Origin of the sequence: Rothia sp. LK2492, from assembly GCF_040946345.1 — a bacterium.
GTDB classification, from domain to species: Bacteria; Actinomycetota; Actinomycetes; order Actinomycetales; family Micrococcaceae; genus Rothia; species Rothia endophytica.
The window spans coordinates 60,030-81,507 of sequence record NZ_JAYWLX010000005.1 but is presented as its reverse complement, the minus strand read 5'-3'; the positions used below and the strand labels follow the sequence as shown (position 1 = coordinate 81,507).

The window sequence follows — 21,478 nt, the reverse complement described above, 5'->3', positions numbered from 1 at the left end:
CTGAAAGGCAGGGCGCATGATGCCCGAAGGTTAGATCAGAGTTACTTTTCACTCTGCGTAGGATTGAGCTTTACTGCATCAGGTGAACCGGTTACTACCGCGGTGTGCGTGCCCTGCAGTTCAGCAGGTACATCGGACATCTTTTTGGCAGCTGCATCAGAGGCAATATCTTCAGCAGTGACCACGGGAATCTGACCGGTGTTAGGAACCAACCCTTCAAACTCGGGTTCGGTGCCTACTTCATATTCGGGGCGCATCGTCACTTCTTCAATTGAAGAGAAGTCCTCCTGAGCTCGGCGGTGGTACTCCTCAATGGGGATGACTTGCTTCCACTGGCGAGTGCGCATGGGAGGGAGTTCGCCGGCGTCCTCGCGCAGTGCACGCACCAGCATCCATATTTGCAAGAAGCCTAGAATCCATACGGGGAAGCCGACCACAATAATGACGTTTTGCAAAGCCTGCAAACCATCGTCTCCTGCGGCCACGAGGATGGATGCAGATACGGCGCCGATTGAAACGGCCCAGAAAACTCCCTGCTTCTTAGGTGCCGGGTCTTCATGCCCATTAGCAATAGCGTCCATCACTAGAGCGGCTGAGTCGATGGAGGTGATAAAGAAGATAGTAATTACTAGCAGGGTGAGTGCTGCAATCACCGGGAACCAGGGGAAGAAGCCGAGGAACTCAAAGAGAGCGGCGGGAATATCCCCTTCTTCGACGACGGTCTCCACGAGGTGTCCGCCCCTGTTTCGTTCGATGTCAAAGGCGCTCATGCCAAAGACACCGATCCACATCATGGTGAACACCGAAGGACCAGCCAGAACACCCACCACGAACTGACGGATGGTGCGACCCTGTGAAATTTTGGCTATGAAGAGGCCGACAAAGGGTGCCCATGTCACGGTCCAGGCCCAGTAGAATACAGTCCAGCTTCCCAGCCAGCCGCTATCTGAGAAAGTCTCATTGAAGAACATCATTTCGGGCAGCTTCTGAGCGAAGTAGCCGGCGGACTCGATGGTGCCCATGGTAACGAAGCGGGTTGACCCGGTCATCAAAATAAAAATCATCAATGCAATGGCGAGCAAAATATTGATGTAGGACAAACGCTTAATGCCCTTATCCATCCCCATCAGCACTGAGGTAACGCCCGCTGCGGTGATGACTGCGATGATACCCGCCTGGATGTAGCCGCCAAAGGGCACACCGTACATAATGCCCACACCAGAGTTAATCTGGAGGGCACCAAAGCCCACGGAAACGGCGATACCAAAAACCGTTGAAACAATGCTAATGCAATCAATGGTTTTACCAATCGGGCCGTGGATACGTTCACCCAAAAGTGGCTGGAAGATAGACGAGATGCGCGGTGGCAGCTTACGTTTGTAGGTAAAGTAGCCAAACGCCAAACCCGGGACGGTTAAGATAACCCACATGAACAGACCGATGTGGAAGTTAGAGATGGCCAAAGCCTCGAGTGCCGCTTGATCACTCAGAGGCTCTACGCCATCGTAGGGAGGATTAGCGTAATGCGAAAGGGGCTCGGCGGCTCCCCAGAAGAGGAGTACGGCACCAACACCAGCAGCAAAGAGCATACCGAACCAGACTAGACCTGAGTAGGCAGGCTCAGCGTCATCCGGCCCCAGCTTGATTCTTCCAAACCTGCTCATAGCTATATAAATGAGGAAGATAAAGAAGATGGCATTACCCAGGACGTAAATCCAGCCCAGGTATGTAATGATGAAGGTAGATATCGTCCCAAAACCATCAGACATGGCGGTGGGAAACACTACCATCAGTGCGGTAAAGAGCAGAATGAAACCTGCGGATCCAAAGAAAATCGAGGGGCTAGTTCGCAGCCCCAAAGCATCGTGTATTTTGTTGAGCACGGGGGTTACCCTGTGGATGATCTATTCTCTTCGCGACCTCTATCCACCAGTCGCGTAAGAGCCGCCTCTTTGGAGGCAACCTATTAATAATAGGTGGGACAAAGCTCGATAGCCACCCGAGCTCTCAACTCAGCCCCTCCCCAGCGTCCACGGACTGCCTGATTCTGCTAGTCAGCTTAGGCTTTATCCATTTCTTCAGGACGTAATGATATGTGCTTAACCGTATCTTGCATTTCAAGAATCTGGCCGTAAACAGTCTCAACCTGCCTTCTGGTTTCCTCAAGGCTGTGGGAGTTGTCCACTAACCAGGTGGCGATTTCCCTTCTTTCTTGATCACTTGCCTGGGCTTGAATACGCGCCAGAGCATCTGCTCTGCTCATACCCCGCTGATCCACCAAACGTCGAAGTCTCTCAGCTAAAGCTGTCTCCACCACAACAACTCCGTCAAACCGGTGCACTTGACACGTCTCTACTAAAAGAGGGATATCTTCGATTAGGACTCCGCTGAATCCTGGGTCAGCTTGAACCGCAGCAGCTTGCCGTTCAGCTTCAGATCGGACCGCCGGATGAACAATACTGTTCAGCTCCTTCCTTTTAGCTTCATTCTCGAAGATGACCGAGGCTAGTGCTGCCCGATCCAATCTGCCGTCAGCAGTCAGAATCGCCGGGCCAAATGCCCTGACTGTTTCATCCAATACATCGGAACCGGGCTCCATCAATTCTCTGCTAATAGCGTCAGCATCGATAATGACCGCTCCTCGGTCAGCTAGCATCTGAGCTACCGTAGACTTACCAGACCCGATTCCACCGGTCAGACCAATACGTCTCATTCTGCCTCCTTTATGTGCACCTAGCCTACTCCCCTTACTCAGCTCATGTGCGTCAGAAGAAACTAAGATAGAGAGCATGACGCAAGAAACACGAGCTAATCGCTATACCGTACTGGCTACCCAAGCTCCCGTTCAATCTCTGCTTGAGATTAAACGATCCGAGTTCATTGGTTTCGTCCAGAGAGTTGAGAGCGAGCAAGAAGCACGGGCATTTATTGAATCTGTCCGCAAACGCTACCACGATGCTCGACACGTCTGCTCAGCTTTCGTTATTGGCGCTGACCGCGACGTCCAGCGTTCCTCAGACGACGGCGAACCTGCCGGAACCGCCGGCATCCCCATGCTCCAGGCTCTGCTAGCACGCCGTACCGAGGGAAGGGACGGTGCTGAGACAACCGACCTATCGGATATTGTCGCAGTGGTAGTGCGCTACTTCGGCGGCATCAAACTAGGTGCTGGCGGGCTAGTACGCGCCTACACAGAGGCCGTAGTGCAGGTGCTCGACGCGGCACCCTTGACACCCAGAGAACGCCTGCGCTTAGGCACCCTTGAAGTTGGTCATCACGAGGCAGGCAGGCTGGAAAATGACCTGCGTTCACTGGGCTACGCGGTGTTGAGCACCGACTATCTTGCTGATGGCGCACGCCTTACCTTAGGTGTCTTCGACCAAGACGCCACCCGTACAACTACCGAAGAACAACTTGCCTCACTCACCGCCGGCAGCACCACCATCCACTGGCGTGGCAGCAGCTGGGTGGATCTCAGCTAGATACCGCTCGGTCAACCCGCCTACCCGTGGGATAAGAGCATAAAAGTCCGGGTGCCCTGCTCAAGGAGGGCACCCGGACTTTGTATCACTGGGACTAAGAGAAGATAGCGGTAATAGCTAGCACGCCACCGGCACCAATAGCCGCCGAAATTGGCAGGGTAATAACCCAGGCAAGCGCGATGGGCCGCATCAGCTTCCAGTTAGCGCTCTTATTCACCATACCGACACCCAGAACCGCACCGATCAGAATGTGGGTTGATGAAACTGGCAGGCCAAGTACCGAAGCGGTCATTACGACCCCGGCTGCAGCAAGCTCAGCAGCGAAACCTGAGGAGGGGTGCATCTTGGTCAGACCGTGGCCTACAGTAGCAATAACTCTACGTCCAACGAACCAAAGACCGACGATAAGAGCTACACCGAAGGTAATAAGTGCGGGCAGGGGTACCACAGCTTCATCACCGATGGAGTCGGTCCTGAGGACATCCAGAATTGCAACGAAGGGGCCGATAGCGTTTGCGATATCGTTAGCCCCGTGGCTGAAGGCGAAAGCGGCTGCGGTGAAAACCTGGAGCCAAGCAAAAATAATGAATGTTGCGCGCGATAGTTCCTGCTTCTGCAGGCTGCGAGCAAAAACGGTAACGCTAATCCAGACGAGAATACCAATCATGGTCATAATCATGATGTTCCCTGCGGTTGTGATACCGAGGTTGAGATTGTCCAAGCCCTTGAAGAGCATCATTGCTGAGATGACCACAGCCCCGAAGGCGGCTAGAAGGGGTACATAAACCTCAAGAGCACGGTGTGAGTCCTTGCGCTTTGCCTTCACATCAATTTTGTGGATTTGACGGTAGTACTCGGTTTCAACAGCCTCAGGGTCCAGCTTCTTCAGCTTGAACTTCTTTTTGCTGGACATGGCATTGATGTAAGCGTCCTGCTGAAGATCAGTGATGCGCTGGAAACCATCGTGGTCCTCGATAGAGCGTTGCTCATCAACGTTCTTTTTGATTTCAAGCAAGGCTGCATCAGCCTTCTCGTTATAGCCTAAGATGTACTTTTTAATCCACCCGAAAAGGAGCCAAGCGAAAAAACCACCCAGCAGGGGCGATAGAACCCATGACACAGCAATCTGACCGATAGCGCTCCACTTGACCATATCCCAGCCGCCGGTACCGGTAGTAAAACCGGTCATGAGAGCTGCACCAACAATACCGCCAATAATGGAGTGAGTTGTCGAAACAGGCCAACCCATACGGGTAGCAACCAGCAGCCAAATAGCAGCACCCAGGAGAGCAGCCATCATGATGTAGACAAACTGCATGGGATCAAGGTCAATAGCGTCAAGATCGACGATGCCGCTTCGCACGGTATCGGTCACTGACCCACCTGCAATCACAGCACCTGAAACCTCAAACACGGCTGCAATGAGTAGGGCCTGTTTGATGGTTAGGGTGCCTGCACCGACGCTGGTGCCAAAAGAGTTAGCCACATCGTTACCACCGATGTTGAAGGCCATAAAGAGCCCCAAGAACACCGCCGCCATCAGCACCATAGTGTGGGAGGACTGGTCAACATAACTCAGTGACCAGATAGTAAAAAGTGTCAAAGAGACGGCCATGATGCCGCCGAAGGCCAGGTGCCACCACTTATCAGTGGTGTCTCGCTGCAACGCAGGGGTTGCAAGTTTTGAACCGGAATCCACGTTGGAATTCACGAGTCCCCCTCACAGTGGGATACATCTTGTCTTACGGCTCTAAACGAGCCCTGTTAATACTCTTGCCAATAGGTTAACTAAAGGTTAACAAGCACTGGAAACAGTGTTAACTATAGCCCGACAGGAGGGTGATTGTGGCTACTTTATTGGGGCTGAGCACCCCGAGAGAAGTTGGGCTCTACCAAAAGGGGCCCTTCCACCGTAGTGGAAGGGCCCCTTTCAAGCCTAAAGCTCTCACTCATCCTGCAGAGGATTAGTTGCCGGTCAGCTTCTTACGCAGTTCCGCAAGTGCCTCATCGGAAGCCAGGGTGCCGGTTTCGGCGGGCTTCTCAGATGAGTATGAGGTGGGTGCTGCTTCAGCGGGAGCTGAAGAAGATGATGACGCGGGTGCAGCAGTAGCTGCCTCTGCGTCAGCCTCAGCTGCCTTAGCAACCTGAACCTTGTGTGCTTCCCAGCGAGCCTGAGCGTCAGCGTATTCCTGTTCCCAGGTAGCGCGCTGTGCTTCAAAGCCTTCGAGCCATTCGTTGGTCTCGGGATCGAAGCCCTCGGGGTACTTGTAGTTACCCTCGTCGTCGTATTCTGCAGCCATGCCGTAGAGAGCGGGATCGAATTCGGTTGACTCGGGGTCAACACCTTCGTTTGCCTGCTTCAGTGACAGGGAGATACGGCGGCGGTCCAGGTCGATGTCGATAACCTTGACGAAGAGTTCGTCGTTAACTGAGACAACCTGCTCTGCGAGGTCCACGTGGCGAACTGCGAGTTCGGAGATGTGAACCAGGCCTTCGATGCCGTCTTCAACGCGAACGAATGCGCCGAAGGGAACGAGCTTGGTGACCTTACCGGGAACAACCTGACCCAGTGCGTGGGTGCGGGCAAATGCCTGCCAAGGATCTTCCTGAGTAGCCTTCAGTGACAGTGAAACGCGCTCGCGATCCAGGTCAACTTCGAGTACCTCTACGGTTACTTCGTCGCCAACTTCGACAACCTCTGAGGGGTGGTCGATGTGCTTCCATGACAGTTCGGAAACGTGGACGAGACCGTCAACGCCACCGAGGTCAACGAAAGCACCGAAGTTAACGATGGAGGATACAACGCCGGTACGAACCTGGCCCTTTTCGAGCTGGTTGAGGAAGGTTGAGCGAACCTCTGACTGGGTCTGCTCGAGCCATGCACGGCGTGACAGAACAACGTTGTTGCGGTTCTTGTCGAGTTCGATGATCTTCGCTTCGATTTCCTGGCCGATGTAGGGTGCCAGGTCACGAACGCGACGCATTTCAACGAGTGATGCGGGGAGGAAGCCGCGGAGGCCGATGTCGAGGATAAGACCACCCTTGACAACCTCAATGACGGTACCGGTAACGACGCCGTCTTCTTCCTTGACCTTCTCGATATCGCCCCAGGCGCGCTCGTACTGTGCGCGCTTCTTGGAGAGAATCAGACGGCCTTCCTTGTCCTCTTTGGTGAGAACAAGAGCTTCAACGGTGTCACCAACGGAAACAACTTCGTCAGGATCTACGTCGTGCTTGATGGAAAGTTCACGTGAGGGGATGACACCTTCGGTCTTGTAACCGATGTCGAGCAGAACCTCATCGTGGTCAACCTTGACAACTTCGCCTGAAACGAGATCGCCGTCGTTGAAGTATTTGATGGTTGCATCAACTGCTGCGAGGAAGTCCTCTTCAGTGCCGATGTCGTTGATTGCAACCTGGGGAACGTTGGTGCTCATAAAGTAAAGGGCTCCAATATGGATAGGATTCTAGGTCAGTGCAGTCGGTTTCTTGCATTTCCACGAGCTAGCTGTGCTGCCCCTGGGGTAAGACGCCGGGTGGTTCTCTGTACTGAGCGTTGATATGGACAAAATGGGTGCAGATGAACTGTGCGCAGGGCACAGTTCAGCCACATATATTAGTCTAAGGGGCGTCACGGCGCAGGTCAACGTTTTTGACCGTGGCGCCCACCCCTTTAAGTTCCAGTTAGCGGGTGATGTTCATCTTAGTTGGGCGCTTGGGTTCACAAAGCGCTAGATGTTTAGTAACTGGGGCGCAGTGCTGGATGAGCGAGAAATTGAACAGCGCTTATCCTAATGCCCAGCCTCGTGCCAGGTACGTCCCCAGCCCACCTGCACATCCAGCGGCACACGCAGATCAGCTGCCTGACTCATCTCTTCAGTCAGCACCTTCTCGGCTACCGCCTCTTCACCGGGGGCAACTTCAAGAATAAGTTCATCGTGGATCTGCAGAAGCATACGTGACGTGAGACCCTCAGCTCGAAGGCGTTCATCAACGCGAATCATGGCGATCTTGATGATGTCTGCAGCGGTGCCCTGAATGGGCGAGTTGAGAGCGGCTCGCTCGGCAGCGTCACGACGCTGGCGGTTTGAGCTGCCCAGATCAGGCAGGTAGCGGCGGCGTCCGAACATGGTCTGGGTGTAGCCATGGTTATGCGCTTCTTTGACCACGGTACGTAAGAATTTACCAACCTTGCCGAAGCGCTTGAAGTAGTTGGTACGTAGGCTGGTTGCCTCATCCACCGAAATACCTAACTGCTTAGACAATCCGAAGGGTGAAAGACCGTATGCGAGACCATAGGACATCGCCTTTACCTTAGAACGCATCTCAGAGGTGACATCTTCTGGCTCCACACCGAAGACTTCCGAACCAACGAAGCGGTGCAAGTCTTCACCGTCAAGGTAGGCCTCGATGAGGCTTTCGTCCCCCGAAAGATGCACCATGATGCGCATTTCAATCTGAGAGTAGTCGGCGGTCAGCAGGGTTGAGTACTCATGCCCGTCAATCGGCCCCGGTGCAACCACGAAAGCCTCACGAATCTTGCGGCCTTCCTCGGTGCGGATGGGGATGTTCTGCAGGTTGGGGTCTGTGGACGAAAGACGACCGGTCGCTGCCACGTTCTGCTGGAAAGTGGTGTGGATGCGTCCGTCAGCTGCAGTCGCCTTCTGCAAACCTTCAACTGTCTGCTTAAGTTTAAGGTAATCCCGGTAGGTCTGCAGTTGTACCAGGAACTTGGCTCCGGCGGTCTCCTCGTTCACCTGACCCAAAATGCCCTGCAGTGAATCAGCATCCGTTGAGTAACCGCTCTTCAACTTACGAGTGGTGGGCAGCCCCAACTCTTCAAAGAGGACCCCCTGCAACTGCTTGGGTGAGCTTAGGTTAACCTCGTGACCCAGTACCGAATAGGCAGCCTCAATAGCGCTTTCAACGTGCTGACCGTAGTAGTCCTTGAGCTCCGATACGTTATTACTATCAAGAGCAATGCCAAGGATTTCCATGCGGGCAAGGACGCTTGCCATCGGCAATTCAATGTTCTCGTAGAGAGCGAGCTGCTCCTTGGCCACCAGATCAGCATGTAAGGCGTAAGCAATTTCTTGGATGTAGCGTGCCACCAATCCATAGTACTCAAGGTCAACCACAGGCCCTACAGCAAATAGCTCTCCCTGAGCCGGTGCCTGCTGAGGTTGTGGAAGGCTGAGCCCCAGATAACGGTCACTGAGCTCAGTGAGCATACCGTTAAAGGTGCGCTGCTTAGCCGCAGGAATGTAACCGCAGACGTAAGAAGAAAGCACCGGGTCTTCGATGACACCGTGTGGGGGATAGCCGTATGCAGAAAGAGACTTAAAGTGCTGTTTTAGGTCAAAGATAGTTTTGGTGGCAGTTGAATCTTCAAGCCAGGTAGTGAGCGCCTGTTCCAGGTCATTGGTTAGAGAGCCAAAATCAACGTAAGCCGCACGAGCTCCAGCCAGCAAGACTAGACCGTGAATACTCTTTTCATGAGCAAAACCATTATCAGGAGAATCTTCATCAATAACCGGCACAACAGTAACAGCTGACTCTAGACGGTCCGGCACGGGAATCGTGCGCTCTACAGCTGCAATGCTAGCGGCCGCCCCGTTCAGGAACTCCAAAAGCTGAGCGGCGGAGTCAATCTGCTGGCAGTTCTCTACGCTCATCTCTACCATCGGCATGGCTTCCTGTTGAGTAGCAAAAACCTCAGCCACTCGCTTGCGAATAGAGTTAAATTCTAAGTAATCGAAAAGTTCTTCTAATTCTTCAGCTTCAGGACCATAGTGGTCAGCATCAGCTAGCGTGGTCTCGAGTTCAAGGTCATCAACTAAGCGGTTCAGGCGACGGTTGCGCAGCACATCCTTAACATGCTCCCGCAGTGCCTCACCCTTTTTACCCTTAATTTTTTCGGCGTTTTCTAACACACCGTCAAGATTGCCGTACTCGTTAATCCATTTTGCGGCAAAGCCGGGGCCCACTCCGGGGACGCCGGGAAGGTTATCGGCTTGCTCCCCCGTCAGTGCTGCTAAATCGGGGTAGAGGTGAGGTGCAACCTTATATTTCTCTTCAACGGCTGCTGGCGTCATGTACTTAATGCCTTTAGAGGGGCCGGTGGTGACGGGGTAGAGAACCGTTACGGTGTCGGTGACCAGCTGAAAAGCGTCCCTATCGCCTGAAACAATTGCAACCTCAAAACCGGCCTCGCGGCCCTGGCGGGTGTAAGTGGCCACGATGTCATCTGCTTCGTAGTTCTCCAGGGTAACCGCTGGAATGTTCAGGGCTTTTAGAACTTTCTGAATCAGCTCAATCTGCCCCAAGAATTCAGGCGGCGTCTCATTGCGACCGCCCTTGTATTCTTCGTACTGCTCGGTGCGGAAGGTGCCGCCTGAGAGATCGAAAGCAGCAATAATATGGGTGGGTTGCTCGCTTTTGACGAGACTCAAGAGGGTCGATAAAAAGCCATAGACAGCGTTAGTATGCTGCCCTTCAGCGTTGACAAAGACATCCACCGGCGCCCCGTAGAAGGAGCGAAAGGCAAGAGAATGCCCGTCAATGATCATTAATTTTTGATGGGGCTGGGCTGGAGTTTCGCTAGAGTTAGTCACATACCCATCCTACCGGGCTGCTCTACCCCTGTCTGCAACCCTCTGATGAGGGTGCGTTCCCCTTGTCCACCCCTCTGACCGACCTCTGTCTAAGGATTCTCATGGCTACTTCTGAACCCCCTATCACTGATCAAAGACTAGCCGAGCTAACGTCCGCCGGCATCCCACCCCACTACCACACCTATTTTGCTGGTCTAAGGCTCGACGGTCTCACTGAAAAGCTGGGTATAAAATTCCAGCACCTTTCACCAGAATATTCTGTAGCAACGATGCTGGTAGAAGGTAATACCCAAGTAATAGGATTGCTGCACGGAGGGGCCACAGCCGCCTTAGCAGAAACCTTAGGTTCTGTTGCTGCTTTTCTTTCGGTAGCAGAGCAAGGCAAGGTGGCCGTGGGTGTTGATCTCAATATCACCCACCTACGCCCGGTGTCCCGAGGAGTGGTAACCGGAGTATGCCGTTCCCTCAAGCTAGGCAAAACGGTGTGCGTACACAGTGTGGAGATCACCGATGAATCGGGCAGGGTCATTAGCACTGCACGCATCACCAACCAGATTATTGACGCACCTCACCGCTAGCTGCAAGGTCAGTGAGAGGTGAGCTCTCACCTAGCACCAGATGGCCCTGTTGCCGGTATCTAGCCCAGCATTTCTCAGTATGGAAAATAATAGGCGTGATACCACCCACGAATAGACCTAAAAAACACTCTGAGGTGCCCTTTAACAGGGCAATGTGCCTAAACTGAAACTTCTAAACCATCGTGCACACACGCACCCAACACCAACCCGTGAGGAACCATGAAGAAGATCCCTCTGCTGGTGTGGATTATCGTTGCAATCGCTAGCGGTATTCTCATCGGCGCCTTTACCCCCGGCCTTATCGATGGCCTCAACAGCGCCTTTGGTAGCAGTATCCCCACCGACCTAGTGGTTCAGCTATTCGTGTCGTTCTCCACGATTTTCAGCGCCTTCCTCAGCTTCGCTATTCCTCTCATTATTATCGGTTTTATCGTGCCCGGTATTGGCTCTTTAGCTAAGGGAGCGGGCAAGCTTCTTGGCACGACAGTGGGCCTCGCCTACATCTCGAGCATTACCGCTGGTTTCCTCGCCGTGACCGTAGCTCACTTTATCTACCCCATCATCCTAAAGAGTCAGCAGCTGACAGTTTTTGAGAACCCTGAAGAGTCACTGTCTTCGGGTTACCTTGAGTTCACTCTTGACCCCATCATGTCGGTGATGAGTGCCCTCATCCTTGCTTTCATTCTGGGTCTGGGTCTGACCGCGCTAAAAACCAAGAATATGCTGGAACTCTTCCAGGACTTCCAAACCATCATTGAGAAGCTACTGGGCCGCGTCATCATTCCTCTGCTACCGGTCCACATTGTTGGAGTTTTTGCCAACATGACTCTGGCAGGTCAGGTCGGTCAGATTCTGGCTGTCTTTGGCAAGGTCTTTATCATGGTCATCATTCTGCACTGGGTTATGTTGACTTTTCAGTATTCCGTTGCAGGTGCAGTCAGTAAGCGTAACCCCTTCAGCATGCTCAAGGGAATGCTCCCTGCTTACTTCACCGCTATTGGTACCCAGTCCTCAGCAGCTACTATCCCAGTCACCGTTGACTCAGCGAAAAAGGTGGGTATTAAGGGCAGAATCGTGGACTTCGCGATCCCTCTGTGCGCTACCATCCACCTTTCAGGCTCCATGATTACTATTACCTCCTGCGCGGTAGCGGTTATCTACATGACCACGGGCTCGCTGTCCTTCCTGGATATGATTCCCGTGGTCCTCGTATTAGGCATTATGATGGTGGCAGCTCCCGGCGTCCCCGGTGGCGCTGTCATGACCGCTATCGGCCTGCTACAGTCCATGCTTGGTTTCGATGACGCGATGATCGCGCTGATGATTGCTCTTTACCTGGCCCAGGATTCCTTCGGTACTGCAACAAATGTCACCGGTGACGGCGCAATTGCAAGCCTCACCGAACGCTTTGCTCGGGCCTTCGGGGCTGACAAGGACCTTGACAGTGATGAAGTAGCTGAGAAGCCCGCTTCAGTTCAGGCCTAAAAAATACACGCTGAACCCCGTTCCTTAGAGACTAAGGAGCGGGGTTTAGTTCATTTCTGCGATGTATTCCATGGCCTGGGCTGCACGGTAAAGTGGTCAGGTAACTACCGTTCACTTTTAGGAAGTTCTGTGAAACCTTCAACGCGTAAGATGCTGGGCAATATCTTTTTGGTCATCACCATCATCGTGACGACCCTAGCAATTGCCGAAGGTGGCCTCTGGTGGGCAGCAGTCACCGTTAGTGCAGCCCTTGCCCTCTGGGGAATTAATGGCGCTCAGAAGGGCCGCGAAGAACTTTAACCGAAGTATCGAGTACAAAAGACCCGCTGATATTGAAATCAGCGGGTCTTTTGCGCGGTCTTATGTGGACGGTTTTTATTGAACCTGTTTGACGATGGTCTCGGCAACCTCACGCATTGAGAGCCTACGGTCCATTGAAGTTTTCTGGATCCAACGGAAAGCTTCGGGTTCGCTCAATCCCATCTTAGTAATGAGCAGCGACTTGGCGCGGTCAACCAGCTTGCGGGTTTCAAACTGTTCCTTGATGGAGCTGACTTCGCTCTTGAGTGCACGAAGCTGCTCGTAACGGCTCATGGCAACTTCAATAGCGGGAATGAGGTCATTGGGTGAGAAGGGCTTGACTACATAAGCCATAGCGCCGGCCTCGGTTGCGCGATCTACCAGTTCTTTTTGGCTAAACGCGGTCAGCAAAACTACGGGTGCTAGCTCCTTCTCATTGATGAGGCCGGCAGCTTCGATACCGTCCATGATGGGCATTTTGACGTCCATCAGCACCAAATCTGGGCGGTGCTTTTCTGCTAGTTCAACCGCGGTCTTGCCGTTATCGGTCTCAGCAAGCACTTCAAACCCCTGGTCTTTGAGAATTTCTACGATATCTAGGCGAATGAGCGCTTCGTCTTCAGCTACAACGACGGTGCGTGCCGGCTGCTGATCGTGGTTCTCGGATTCTAGGGGGGTCTGCTCTGACATTCCCGTGGCTCCTTAAGTCAATTCAGCGTCACAAGTTTAACTCTGTGTCTTTATTTTCGCACGAACCGAACTTAATGCGCTTCTTTATGCGGGTGACGGTGCGTACTACCGTTCTAATTGTATGTTTAATATTTGGTCTTAGAAGGGTGATTGAGTACTGAACCTTGCCACAGTCCACTCCAATTCGCTTTTCTGAGCAGGCTTGTGTACAGTAGAAGTGCTCTCAAGAGCAAGCCCAAGTGGCGGAATTGGCAGACGCGCCGCACTCAAAATGCGGTTCTTAGGAGTGTGGGTTCAAGTCCCACCTTGGGCACAATAAAACGCCTAGCCAGGCAAACATCAAACACCTTCCTGTTGACAGGAGGGTGTTTTTTGTTGACACAGAACCCATACTTTAAGCTTGGCAAGCATCAGAAAACGGGCCCGCAAGGTTGGCACTTTCACCTGGGCTGTCCTATGGCGTGACTCTGATACGGGCAAGCAGACCTCGCGCTCTTTAGTTTCTGAGGCTGATGCAAAGATGCTCAAAGACTTCCTAGATGCCAACGGGCAATCATTCTCCATGGCCGCTGAAGCCGCCTCACGCATGACCTCAACCGCCCCTACGGTGCAGCAGGTGGTTTCTGAGCATATTGAGACGCTGACCGCTGCTTCTTCTGGCACCCGGCGCACCTACAGAGGGCAAGCTAGGATTCATATTTACCCGGTGCTGGGCGCCGTCCCGGTGGATAGGTTGACGCGTGCTGAAGTGGCGCGCTGGTTCAACGGCATGACGATTTCGGCTAAATCGAAGAAGAATGTGCATGCCATTCTTTCGGCTGCTTTGAAGACGGCGGTTGCTGATGGGCTGATCTCTGAGAATGTGGCTCTGGGTATGAGGGCTGCTGATGAGGTGAGCACTTTTGAGCCGGTTTTCCTTTCTGAGGCTCAGATGAGCATTATCTATAGCGCGCTCCCCCAGCGGTGGCGTCTTTATGTGGAGCTCTTGGAGAATACTGGTTTGCGCTATGGTGAGGCGACGGCGCTGCGCTGGCAGGATGTTCAGCAGCGTGATGGCCGTGCGGCGTTGAGAGTGACGCGGGCTTGGCGTCGTGGTGATGATGGTGAATATATTGGCCCGCCGAAGACTAAGCGATCTAGGCGCACTGTGACGCTCCCTTTGTGGCTTGGTGATGCGCTGTTGGGTGCTCGTGGTGATGCTGCTGCAGGTGATTTGATGTTCACTCGGCCGTCCGGGTTGCATCTGAGTAATTCCTATTTTCATCTGAGTGTGTGGATGCCACTGATGAAAGAGATCACTGGACAGTTGGGGGCTAAGCCTAGGATTCACGATCTAAGGCATACTCATGCTTCTAGGCTGATTGCTAAGGGGTTCCTTTACCGGTGATTCAGGCGAGGCTTGGTCATGAGTCAATTACTACCACAGTGAATACTTATGGGCACTTGGCTGGTGATGCTGATTCTTTGGCTGCTGCTGTTCTGGATTAGCTTCATTGCTGATCTCTGCTGAGCGGGTGGTTGGGTTGGTTAGCCTGCTGCACAGGAAGAGACTAGGGCTTGCGCTACGCGGGGGCTTTGTAATCCCATCCTCCAAAAGAAACCCGAGGTTTCGAGCACCAGAGCCTCCTGGTGATACGACAATTAGACCCCTTATTTCTTCCCTACAGAAAGATCAAGGCAGTCTTATCGTATGCATCAAACCCAGGGAGCTACCCCAAGCATGATTCCTTTGTATGCCAATCCCGGTAATGGCCCTATCTCAAGTGACCCAGCTCCAGCGGGTCTATCCAGGCGTCTATTTGTGTTCGCTGCTCATTTGCAAGATGTGTAGCCAGGATTCAAAAGACGTAAAGAGAAAATGACTTCCTGAGTGGGTGAATAATCACCCATTACTAAACAAGATACACATATAACAGGTGAAAATAAAGCCGTAAAGCTAAAAGGGTGGCAAAAAATCACCCAAGCGATACAATAGAATACATGAATACACCCGCCTGGACCTTCCAAGACCGACTCCGCAAAGCACGCGAACATGCCGGCATGACTCAAAGCGAACTCGCAGAAGCAACAGGGGTATCACTCAACAGCCTCAACCGATACGAAAAAGGGCAGCGCTCGCCAGGTGAGGACATCGTCAAATCTATTTCTGATGCAACAGGCGTACCTTTCGAATGGTTCTATCAGGTGGACACCGCGGAGGGGGGGCGTGTTGCTCTCCCGAAGCGTCTAGTCCTAAATCTGGAGGGCGAGGTCTACAGGGTTGTCCAGGAGTAACCGGTAGAGATGGCCACTCGAAAAAAGGGAAAGCTGTACCTCTTAGGCGTGGTCTTGTGGTTTATCGTCATGTTCTACGCGGCAGCACGAATCATTGCATGGTTCTTCACTTCCATAATCGTTCTGCCTGTAGAACAATGGCAGCTCCTTGGTGACGTTTCACGGAACACCAACGCACTTGCAGTTTTTGCTGCATCCATTGCAGCTTATATTGCCTGGCGCACCAACCAGTCACGGGCTCGGGAGGCTGTGCGCTCTGACTTCAAAGACCGCATCAACTGGGCTGCACAGAACTACACCGGGGACCCCACTTTGACATCTATCGCAGCCGGAAGGTTCATCGATAACTTTGCGAAGAGTAACACCTTACATCCAGAAGATCTAGCAACAGCCAAGACCCTCTCAGCCAAGAAGCAAGAAATTGCTCAGGATAGAGAACGCAAGATGGAAGTTGTACTCAAGGCCCTCTTGTCAGGATTGGACAACTACGAAGCTTTGGCAGAAACAACTCAATCTGTCCTAAGCAAGCGAGATACCTTTGACGATACTTTGGAAAAACTCATTCATGATCTTGAAAAAGCCGACTTTGAACATAGCATCATCGCAGCTGGGACGAAGCAAGCAGATACTTTGGAGTCTCTAACTTCACGCTATTACGCTATGAAAAAGCATCAGGATATATTGGTAAAGGTTGCTAAACACTTGCTGGTATTAGAGGATAGAGATATAGATGGGAGGGTGAAAGATGACCCAGGTACAACAGACTCTGCAAGATAGTCTCAATAATATTGATGAACAGCGTCAGCAAATTGAAGAAGCCTTGAAGTTTCATAGAGAGCATGCTCTTGAGGAGTACAAGCATAATCAAGAAATCATTGAAAGCCTAGATGCTCGAATCGCTGAAGTTGAACGCTACGAAAGTATGAATGAATTTCAGAAATTCTGGTACCGGTTAATGCACCGTCCCAGTTGGCTCTAGATTTTTGAAATAGGTATTAGCCCCGGCACTCATTGAAGAGTGCCGGGGCTTTTTGTGCGGGTGGCCGGTGTGCCGTCGCTGGGGGCGGTGGGTTAGTCTTGCTTTTCCATGCGGACGGTGGTGGTTGTTCCTAGGGCGGTGAGTTCGTAGGAGAGTTCTTCATCTTCGTAGGTGAAGTCTTTGGTCTCGCTGCTGGATGCCATCATGGCCGTGCTCATTTGCTCGGTGTCGCCTTGTGAGGTGATGGTGGTTTTTGCGGTGGTTGCTGGGGCCTCGAAGGTGCCTACCCAGTACAGGGACTTGGTGTCACCGTTGTTGGAAATCCAGTTGACGGTGATGGTGTCACCTTCGATGGTGGCTTCTTGGTAGGAGTCTTCAGATTCGGAGTTGGTCTGCTTCCAGGTTCCATCGAGTGAGGGGGCTTTCTCTACAGCAGGGGCGGATGAGGTTTCAGCTTGAGCAGCCGGTGAACCAGTATTGCTGTCTTCGGATGCGCCGCATGCGGTAAGTCCCAGCATGAGGGCGGCTGCAGCGGTGAGGGCGAGTGTTTTCTTCACGGTATTCTCCATGGTCGTTGTGTGCGGGGTTACTTAAGTGTAGAGCCTTGTGGGTCGGTTGGTGGGCATTGGGTACAAGAAGCCCCGGCACTCGATAAGTGCCGGGGCTTTCTCAATATCTTAGTAGATCTTTCTTATAGGACTCTCTGTCGACTCTAAGCCACCAGGCCGTGCTGAGCTTGGGGTGCTTTTATTCTTGAACTCGATTTATAGGGCCCGCCCACATATCGAAGCTAGCGTGATTTGAAAACAGTAGTGGAATTAATTGATTCCTTAGAGAGGAACTTTCTTCAGCACCGTCAAATTTTTTCCAAGATGACGTCACTGAACCTACAATTTCCCTAGGTGCTGCTTTATTGTATCTATCGGTTCTTAGTTCGATGAATTTCTCCATCAGCCGTTTTAGCCTACACCCTAAAGGTAACTGGACTGAAGACCAGCCCTCTAGAACTTCAACATCGTACTGCTCGGATATCGTATCTATGAGAAGTTCCAAAGATAATTTAAAAGCGGTACCTGGACCATCATTGTTTATTTGCAGATACCAATCTATTGGGTACCCAAGTAAGTCGCTTCCGTTCACAACCTCGGTCTTAGAGCCTCGGAGCATAGGAATTAGAGCTACGGAAATTTCAACGTATCCTCTGCCCATCTCTCGCTCATGGGAGAGCTCTGAATATTCGTTAGCTTGCCGTGAGAGCTTGTTTGCCTCTTTGGCTATCTCGAGAGATTGAACGCCATGTTTGTTAGCCGTTTGTGAGATTTCGTTTGCTGCTTCTGATTGCTGTTTTGCCTGTTCGGCAATCAAGTTCGCTTTGTCGGCCGCTTCAGCTTGCTTTTTGGAATAATCCAAAGCCCTGTAAGCTATCAGCCCCGAGAGCAGCGCTATCACGATGGAAACGAAGCTAAGCACGTCGGTTACTTCTATTGAGCTCCATATCGAGTATGCGATAGGCAGTGTTGTCAGTTCAACAACTACTGTGGCCATGACGCTGGGTGGAAGAAACATGCCTATTCTCCGAAATCGATACTCGGGCTACTGTACTTCTACGGCGTTTAGTAGCTCGGCAGTGCCAACGTATTGACCGACGGTAGCGGTGGTGGTTTTTGTTGCTGCAGCAGGGTCAACGGAGTGTACGAGCACGCATTTCTCGTCTCCACCTTCCACTCTCGCTTCTGCTTCGTAAGCTTTGTAATCAGCTTCGCTGCCGAGCCCAGGCACGCCGGCTTCAGGTAGTGCGTAGTTGATTGATCGCCACACGTGGCCCCCGTCGGTCAGGGCCCCGGTTTCATTGAGTTGCTCTTCAGTTGCGGCCACTGAGCACAGGGCACCCCATGCACCGTTGAGAGCTTCTGGCATTTCAGCATTTAGCTCTTTTTGGTAGTTGGGGTTGTAGATGCCAAAGCGGATGTCATTGCCTTTGAGTGTGGTTCCTCGCAAATCCGCCAGAGCTTCATTACTGCCAACTGGTTCGGTTGGCTCTGGTGCGCCAGTGGCCTTGTCGGTTTCAGCAGTTTTATCTGTTGGCGCTAGCGCAGTCATACCATTGACTGCCGCATTGGTAACCTGCTCCGGAACCTTACTTTCACTGGCTAGAATGACGGTCTTTTTCTGACCTACCGCAACTTGATACTCGTCGGCAGTAAAAGCATTATGAACTTCAATTACTCGATTAGATGCGTCGACGCTCAGCTCTTCTGCTGCCTCTTGATAATTCAAGAAGTTGCTGAGTGTTGAGTATTGAACGAGACTGCCATCAGGATCCGTAAATGAAACCTCACCAACCGATGCAGGCGCGCTCCCCTGCCTGTTATCTACAGTCACAGCGACATAGCTCAGCTGCTTACCCGAAGCTCCCATGAGCTCGCGGGCCTCATCCACACCTGACGGCGCAGTGGTGCCCGTAGTCGCCACATAGGACGCCCCTAGGTCGTCTGTACCTTCCCAGTTAGCAACACCAGTGTGAACCGTTGACTGCCCTTGGGCACTGTTTTGCTCAGATGTAGGGGTGTCAGTTGAAGATTCATTGAATGAACCGCAGGCGGTGAGGGCCAGCGCGGCAACGGCAAGAGGGATAAATACTTTACGCATGGGAGTGCTCCATAGAAGCTGGTGGAAACGTGTGTACACCCCAAATATAGTTCACATCACAGGTAGACCTAAGAATGATTACATAAGAACGACCCCGGCACTTCATCAGCGCCGGGGCTTTGTTTTGCTCCATGAAAGGTCTTTTGCGCTCGCTGGCTAGCAGGATAGGACGGCGCCAGGCAAGCCGTTCTGCTGGCGCACACGGTTATACTTCAGTGGCAGAGGGTGGGCAGCCAGATAAGCGCCTAGAATCCACCCACTGACCTTCCACTGGCGCCCTATCTTCCTCTCTCAAGATTGAGTGGATCCCTTCCGGCATCAAGGTAGCCCCATCAGGCATATAGACCCACAGGCGGGCACATGAAGTCCCGGTACTCGCTCGGAGTGCTGAGGCTTCTTTAAAGTACAGCTTTAAGAATATTGAGAAGGTGCGAACAATCCCACGTTCTTTCTGATCATAAGAATCTATAAAGGCATACCTGGGTGATAGCAAGCGAGTAAGGTAAAACCTATGACTGAATACAAGATTTACGGTTTCGGCTATGAGGGCAAGACTGCAGAAGAACTCATATCAACTCTTAAAATATACGAAATTTTGACGCTGGTTGATGTGCGACTAACGCCAATTTCACGCAAGAAGGGGTTATCAAAAACTAAACTACGTGAAGCTATTGAAGCCAATGGAATGGGTTACGTTCATCTGCCAGCCCTTGGCAATCCAAAAGACAACCGTGAAGGTTTTGCTTCTCCTTACACCGCGGCATGGTCTGACGCAAGGCACCGCTTTGAAGAGTTGCTGCGAAACGATAACGCTCAGGATGCCTTGGATGAGGTGCGCTCGCTAATGCTGAACGGCAACGTTGGTCTATTGTGCTTTGAAGCGAATACTAAATACTGCCATCGTGATGTTGTCATAAATGAACTGTCGCACGGGGTATTCGCGCGCCAGTACACGTAGACCTATACGCTCCTTTGGACACCTAACACACTGTAGGCAAGTGCTGCCTTGAGCTGGTTGCCCACATAAAGCAAAGGCTTTTTGTCGCTATCCAGAACGTTATTCCATCGCTCCCGAATGGACTGCACGGCTTCCGAATCAGATAAATCATTACACCTGCGAGTGAATGCTTCGAGTTCCCAGTCTAGGAAGAGCTGCGAGTGTTCTTTACAGGAGCGGCTTTCACAGAGATATCGGAGATGCACCTCGAAGCGTGGCTCTTCCAGCATGACTTTCTCGGGCTCGCCATTGAGCATATCCATCAGGTCGCCTTGAGTAGCGCTGTTGTTGATGGCGTTACGCTGCTTTTCTGTCCAGCCCTTAAACGGTTTGATATCCAGACCCTTGATTTCTCGGGGCCTAATAACCGCAAGGGAGGGGTACATCTTTTCAGCGTTTTTACTGCGTCCAATGGCGAGGATTTCGCACATGCTGAGGTCACTAATCAGTGGCTCGATATACCGCATCCTCTCAGACACCTTTTTAATTGGAAGGTCTGATTCGATGTGTAGCTTTTCGCGGTCTGGCCTGAAGCTTTCTGATCGGAAGTCATCCTTAGCTGGGATAATCGGGACGTTGATAAAGGTGTATTTCTTGAATTGCTTATAGTGTTCAAGGCTCCTAAAAGGAATAGGATACAAACGAACCCAAGAGTATTCCTCTTGATCTACACGTATTCCAGCAACGCAAACAGTATCGCCATATTGCGTTGAAGGCTCAGGCCTGGCTTTGACAAGAATAAGGACCCTGGCATCTTGTCTTGTCTTGGCGTAATCCTTGGGGTACAGCTTGATTGCTGGGTGCAACTCTTTTGGGAGTTCGAAGAGTGAGTCTTGGGTCATGGTTAAAAGATACGATTAAAATCGCCATTCCCAGGTATCTCCCTGGTTTTATTCGAAAACAGCCCCGGCACTTCATCAGCTCCGGGGCTTTGTTTCGTTCCATGAAGGGTCTTCAGCGCTCACCAGTTATCCACTTAGGAGGACATGATGAAGCCAGGCTGATGGTTCTGCTGGGCCATCGGACCATACTTGACCGGTAGCGGGTGAGCAGTCAGATAAGCCCCTAGAATCCACCCAGTGACCTCCAGGGCGGCCGCCCACTCCCCCATATCCTCATATGCGCTCGCTGTGCTGAGCAGGGTCTCACGGTCGATGAGGCGTTCTGCTGCGATACGGTCGCACCTGGCCTCGCGTTTGACTGACCATACGCCGTCGAGGGTCGGCTCGTCCTCGTATTCAGCGTGTACGATCTCGTGGGCTAGGGCGCAGCGTTCTACGCGGGCTGATAGGCCGGCACGCAGGATAATAGCCCGACTCCTATGGATGTAAAGCCCTAGAAGCCCGGTGCCTGGGTTGCCATAGTGCACTGTGAGCCCTAGCTGATCTGCGTGCTGGTATGGGTCATAGGCCATGCGGGGGCTCACCGCC

Annotated in this window: 20 protein-coding genes and 1 tRNA gene; 10 read left to right on the top strand and 11 right to left on the bottom strand. The window is 52.3% G+C overall.

Annotated features, from left to right (window positions below; genetic code table 11):
* Positions 1 to 41: 41 nt before the first annotated feature.
* Positions 42 to 1,883 (bottom strand): BCCT family transporter, encoded by a 1,842-nt coding sequence (locus VVR27_RS07415; protein WP_368547770.1) that lies wholly within the window; start codon positions 1,881 to 1,883, stop codon positions 42 to 44.
* Positions 1,884 to 2,059: 176 nt separating this feature from the next.
* Positions 2,060 to 2,713 carry a dephospho-CoA kinase gene (coaE, locus tag VVR27_RS07410; protein WP_368547769.1) on the bottom strand — a complete coding sequence of 218 codons (654 nt, stop codon included), beginning with the start codon at positions 2,711 to 2,713 and terminating at the stop codon, positions 2,060 to 2,062.
* A 76-nt stretch (positions 2,714 to 2,789) separates the two neighbouring features.
* On the opposite strand from coaE, the gene VVR27_RS07405 reads away from it, so the two are divergent.
* Complete coding sequence (locus VVR27_RS07405) at positions 2,790 to 3,482, top strand: YigZ family protein (protein ID WP_368547768.1); 693 nt, start codon at positions 2,790 to 2,792, stop codon at positions 3,480 to 3,482.
* Between the two features lie 94 nt (positions 3,483 to 3,576).
* Here the strand turns inward: VVR27_RS07405 and VVR27_RS07400 are convergent, their stop codons facing one another.
* The 3 genes from VVR27_RS07400 to polA all read right to left on the bottom strand — a co-directional run bounded on the left by VVR27_RS07400 (position 3,577) and on the right by polA (position 10,051).
* Entirely contained in the window at positions 3,577 to 5,181 is a 1,605-nt protein-coding gene (locus tag VVR27_RS07400; protein ID WP_368547850.1) for an inorganic phosphate transporter, read from the bottom strand.
* A gap of 265 nt (positions 5,182 to 5,446) precedes the next feature.
* Positions 5,447 to 6,919 carry a 30S ribosomal protein S1 gene (rpsA, locus tag VVR27_RS07395; RefSeq protein ID WP_237202648.1) on the bottom strand — a complete coding sequence of 491 codons (1,473 nt, stop codon included), beginning with the start codon at positions 6,917 to 6,919 and terminating at the stop codon, positions 5,447 to 5,449.
* A gap of 354 nt (positions 6,920 to 7,273) precedes the next feature.
* Positions 7,274 to 10,051, bottom strand: a complete 2,778-nt coding sequence (polA, locus tag VVR27_RS07390; protein WP_368547849.1) for a DNA polymerase I — start codon at positions 10,049 to 10,051, stop codon at positions 7,274 to 7,276.
* Positions 10,052 to 10,197: 146 nt separating this feature from the next.
* Here polA and VVR27_RS07385 point away from each other — a divergent pair, with 146 nt between their 5' ends.
* The 3 genes from VVR27_RS07385 to VVR27_RS07375 all read left to right on the top strand — a co-directional run bounded on the left by VVR27_RS07385 (position 10,198) and on the right by VVR27_RS07375 (position 12,459).
* On the top strand, positions 10,198 to 10,674 hold the full coding sequence (locus VVR27_RS07385; protein WP_368547767.1) for a PaaI family thioesterase: 477 nt from the start codon (positions 10,198 to 10,200) through the stop codon (positions 10,672 to 10,674).
* Between the two features lie 219 nt (positions 10,675 to 10,893).
* Positions 10,894 to 12,159, top strand: a complete 1,266-nt coding sequence (locus VVR27_RS07380) for a dicarboxylate/amino acid:cation symporter (protein ID WP_368547766.1) — start codon at positions 10,894 to 10,896, stop codon at positions 12,157 to 12,159.
* Positions 12,160 to 12,288: 129 nt separating this feature from the next.
* Positions 12,289 to 12,459: a hypothetical protein gene (locus VVR27_RS07375; protein WP_346872904.1), complete on the top strand. Its 171-nt coding sequence runs from the start codon at positions 12,289 to 12,291 to the stop codon at positions 12,457 to 12,459.
* 75 nt (positions 12,460 to 12,534) lie between these two features.
* On the opposite strand, the gene VVR27_RS07370 is transcribed toward VVR27_RS07375, so the two are convergent.
* Positions 12,535 to 13,149, bottom strand: a complete 615-nt coding sequence (locus VVR27_RS07370) for an ANTAR domain-containing response regulator (RefSeq protein WP_237202644.1) — start codon at positions 13,147 to 13,149, stop codon at positions 12,535 to 12,537.
* 233 nt (positions 13,150 to 13,382) lie between these two features.
* Here VVR27_RS07370 and VVR27_RS07365 point away from each other — a divergent pair.
* The 5 genes from VVR27_RS07365 to VVR27_RS07345 all read left to right on the top strand — a co-directional run bounded on the left by VVR27_RS07365 (position 13,383) and on the right by VVR27_RS07345 (position 16,402).
* Positions 13,383 to 13,462: transfer RNA gene (locus VVR27_RS07365), tRNA-Leu, on the top strand.
* 87 nt (positions 13,463 to 13,549) lie between these two features.
* Positions 13,550 to 14,536: a tyrosine-type recombinase/integrase gene (locus tag VVR27_RS07360; RefSeq protein ID WP_368547765.1), complete on the top strand. Its 987-nt coding sequence runs from the start codon at positions 13,550 to 13,552 to the stop codon at positions 14,534 to 14,536.
* Between the two features lie 593 nt (positions 14,537 to 15,129).
* Entirely contained in the window at positions 15,130 to 15,423 is a 294-nt protein-coding gene (locus VVR27_RS07355; RefSeq protein ID WP_368547764.1) for a helix-turn-helix domain-containing protein, read from the top strand.
* Positions 15,424 to 15,432: 9 nt separating this feature from the next.
* Entirely contained in the window at positions 15,433 to 16,200 is a 768-nt protein-coding gene (locus VVR27_RS07350; RefSeq protein ID WP_368547763.1) for a hypothetical protein, read from the top strand.
* On the top strand, positions 16,169 to 16,402 hold the full coding sequence (locus VVR27_RS07345) for a hypothetical protein (protein ID WP_368547762.1): 234 nt from the start codon (positions 16,169 to 16,171) through the stop codon (positions 16,400 to 16,402). Before VVR27_RS07350 ends, VVR27_RS07345 begins: the two co-directional genes overlap by 32 nt.
* A 92-nt stretch (positions 16,403 to 16,494) precedes the next feature.
* On the opposite strand, the gene VVR27_RS07340 is transcribed toward VVR27_RS07345, so the two are convergent.
* The 3 genes from VVR27_RS07340 to VVR27_RS07330 form a co-directional block, all read right to left on the bottom strand.
* Entirely contained in the window at positions 16,495 to 16,959 is a 465-nt protein-coding gene (locus tag VVR27_RS07340; RefSeq protein ID WP_345445483.1) for a hypothetical protein, read from the bottom strand.
* A gap of 190 nt (positions 16,960 to 17,149) precedes the next feature.
* Positions 17,150 to 17,947 carry a hypothetical protein gene (locus tag VVR27_RS07335; protein WP_368547761.1) on the bottom strand — a complete coding sequence of 266 codons (798 nt, stop codon included), beginning with the start codon at positions 17,945 to 17,947 and terminating at the stop codon, positions 17,150 to 17,152.
* A gap of 48 nt (positions 17,948 to 17,995) precedes the next feature.
* A complete protein-coding gene (locus VVR27_RS07330; RefSeq protein ID WP_368547760.1) occupies positions 17,996 to 19,051 on the bottom strand; it encodes a hypothetical protein in 1,056 nt (351 codons plus the stop codon).
* A gap of 511 nt (positions 19,052 to 19,562) precedes the next feature.
* On the opposite strand from VVR27_RS07330, the gene VVR27_RS07325 reads away from it, so the two are divergent.
* Positions 19,563 to 20,009, top strand: a complete 447-nt coding sequence (locus VVR27_RS07325; protein ID WP_368547759.1) for a DUF488 family protein — start codon at positions 19,563 to 19,565, stop codon at positions 20,007 to 20,009.
* A gap of 2 nt (positions 20,010 to 20,011) precedes the next feature.
* On the opposite strand, the gene VVR27_RS07320 is transcribed toward VVR27_RS07325, so the two are convergent.
* The gene (locus VVR27_RS07320; protein ID WP_345445490.1) at positions 20,012 to 20,890 is read right to left on the bottom strand and encodes a hypothetical protein; all 879 of its coding nucleotides are present in this window, start codon (positions 20,888 to 20,890) and stop codon (positions 20,012 to 20,014) included.
* 134 nt (positions 20,891 to 21,024) lie between these two features.
* On the bottom strand, positions 21,025 to 21,462 hold the full coding sequence (locus VVR27_RS07315; protein WP_368547758.1) for an ImmA/IrrE family metallo-endopeptidase: 438 nt from the start codon (positions 21,460 to 21,462) through the stop codon (positions 21,025 to 21,027).
* Between the last annotated feature and the right edge of the window lie 16 nt (positions 21,463 to 21,478).

Excerpts from the sequence above, each read along its gene's own strand:
- coaE (WP_368547769.1), bottom strand. The coding sequence starts at position 2,713 with ATGAGACGTATTGGTCTGACCGGTGGAATCGGGTCTGGTAAGTCTACG.
- VVR27_RS07405 (WP_368547768.1), top strand. The coding sequence starts at position 2,790 with ATGACGCAAGAAACACGAGCTAATCGCTATACCGTACTGGCTACCCAA.
- rpsA (WP_237202648.1), bottom strand. The coding sequence starts at position 6,919 with ATGAGCACCAACGTTCCCCAGGTTGCAATCAACGACATCGGCACTGAA.
- polA (WP_368547849.1), bottom strand. The coding sequence starts at position 10,051 with ATGATCATTGACGGGCATTCTCTTGCCTTTCGCTCCTTCTACGGGGCG.
- VVR27_RS07385 (WP_368547767.1), top strand. The coding sequence starts at position 10,198 with ATGGCTACTTCTGAACCCCCTATCACTGATCAAAGACTAGCCGAGCTA.
- VVR27_RS07380 (WP_368547766.1), top strand. The coding sequence starts at position 10,894 with ATGAAGAAGATCCCTCTGCTGGTGTGGATTATCGTTGCAATCGCTAGC.
- VVR27_RS07370 (WP_237202644.1), bottom strand. The coding sequence starts at position 13,149 with ATGTCAGAGCAGACCCCCCTAGAATCCGAGAACCACGATCAGCAGCCG.
- VVR27_RS07355 (WP_368547764.1), top strand. The coding sequence starts at position 15,130 with ATGAATACACCCGCCTGGACCTTCCAAGACCGACTCCGCAAAGCACGC.
- VVR27_RS07350 (WP_368547763.1), top strand. The coding sequence starts at position 15,433 with ATGGCCACTCGAAAAAAGGGAAAGCTGTACCTCTTAGGCGTGGTCTTG.
- VVR27_RS07345 (WP_368547762.1), top strand. The coding sequence starts at position 16,169 with ATGACCCAGGTACAACAGACTCTGCAAGATAGTCTCAATAATATTGAT.
- VVR27_RS07335 (WP_368547761.1), bottom strand. The coding sequence starts at position 17,947 with ATGGCCACAGTAGTTGTTGAACTGACAACACTGCCTATCGCATACTCG.
- VVR27_RS07330 (WP_368547760.1), bottom strand. The coding sequence starts at position 19,051 with ATGCGTAAAGTATTTATCCCTCTTGCCGTTGCCGCGCTGGCCCTCACC.
- VVR27_RS07325 (WP_368547759.1), top strand. The coding sequence starts at position 19,563 with ATGACTGAATACAAGATTTACGGTTTCGGCTATGAGGGCAAGACTGCA.
- VVR27_RS07320 (WP_345445490.1), bottom strand. The coding sequence starts at position 20,890 with ATGACCCAAGACTCACTCTTCGAACTCCCAAAAGAGTTGCACCCAGCA.
- VVR27_RS07315 (WP_368547758.1), bottom strand. The coding sequence starts at position 21,462 with ATGGCCTATGACCCATACCAGCACGCAGATCAGCTAGGGCTCACAGTG.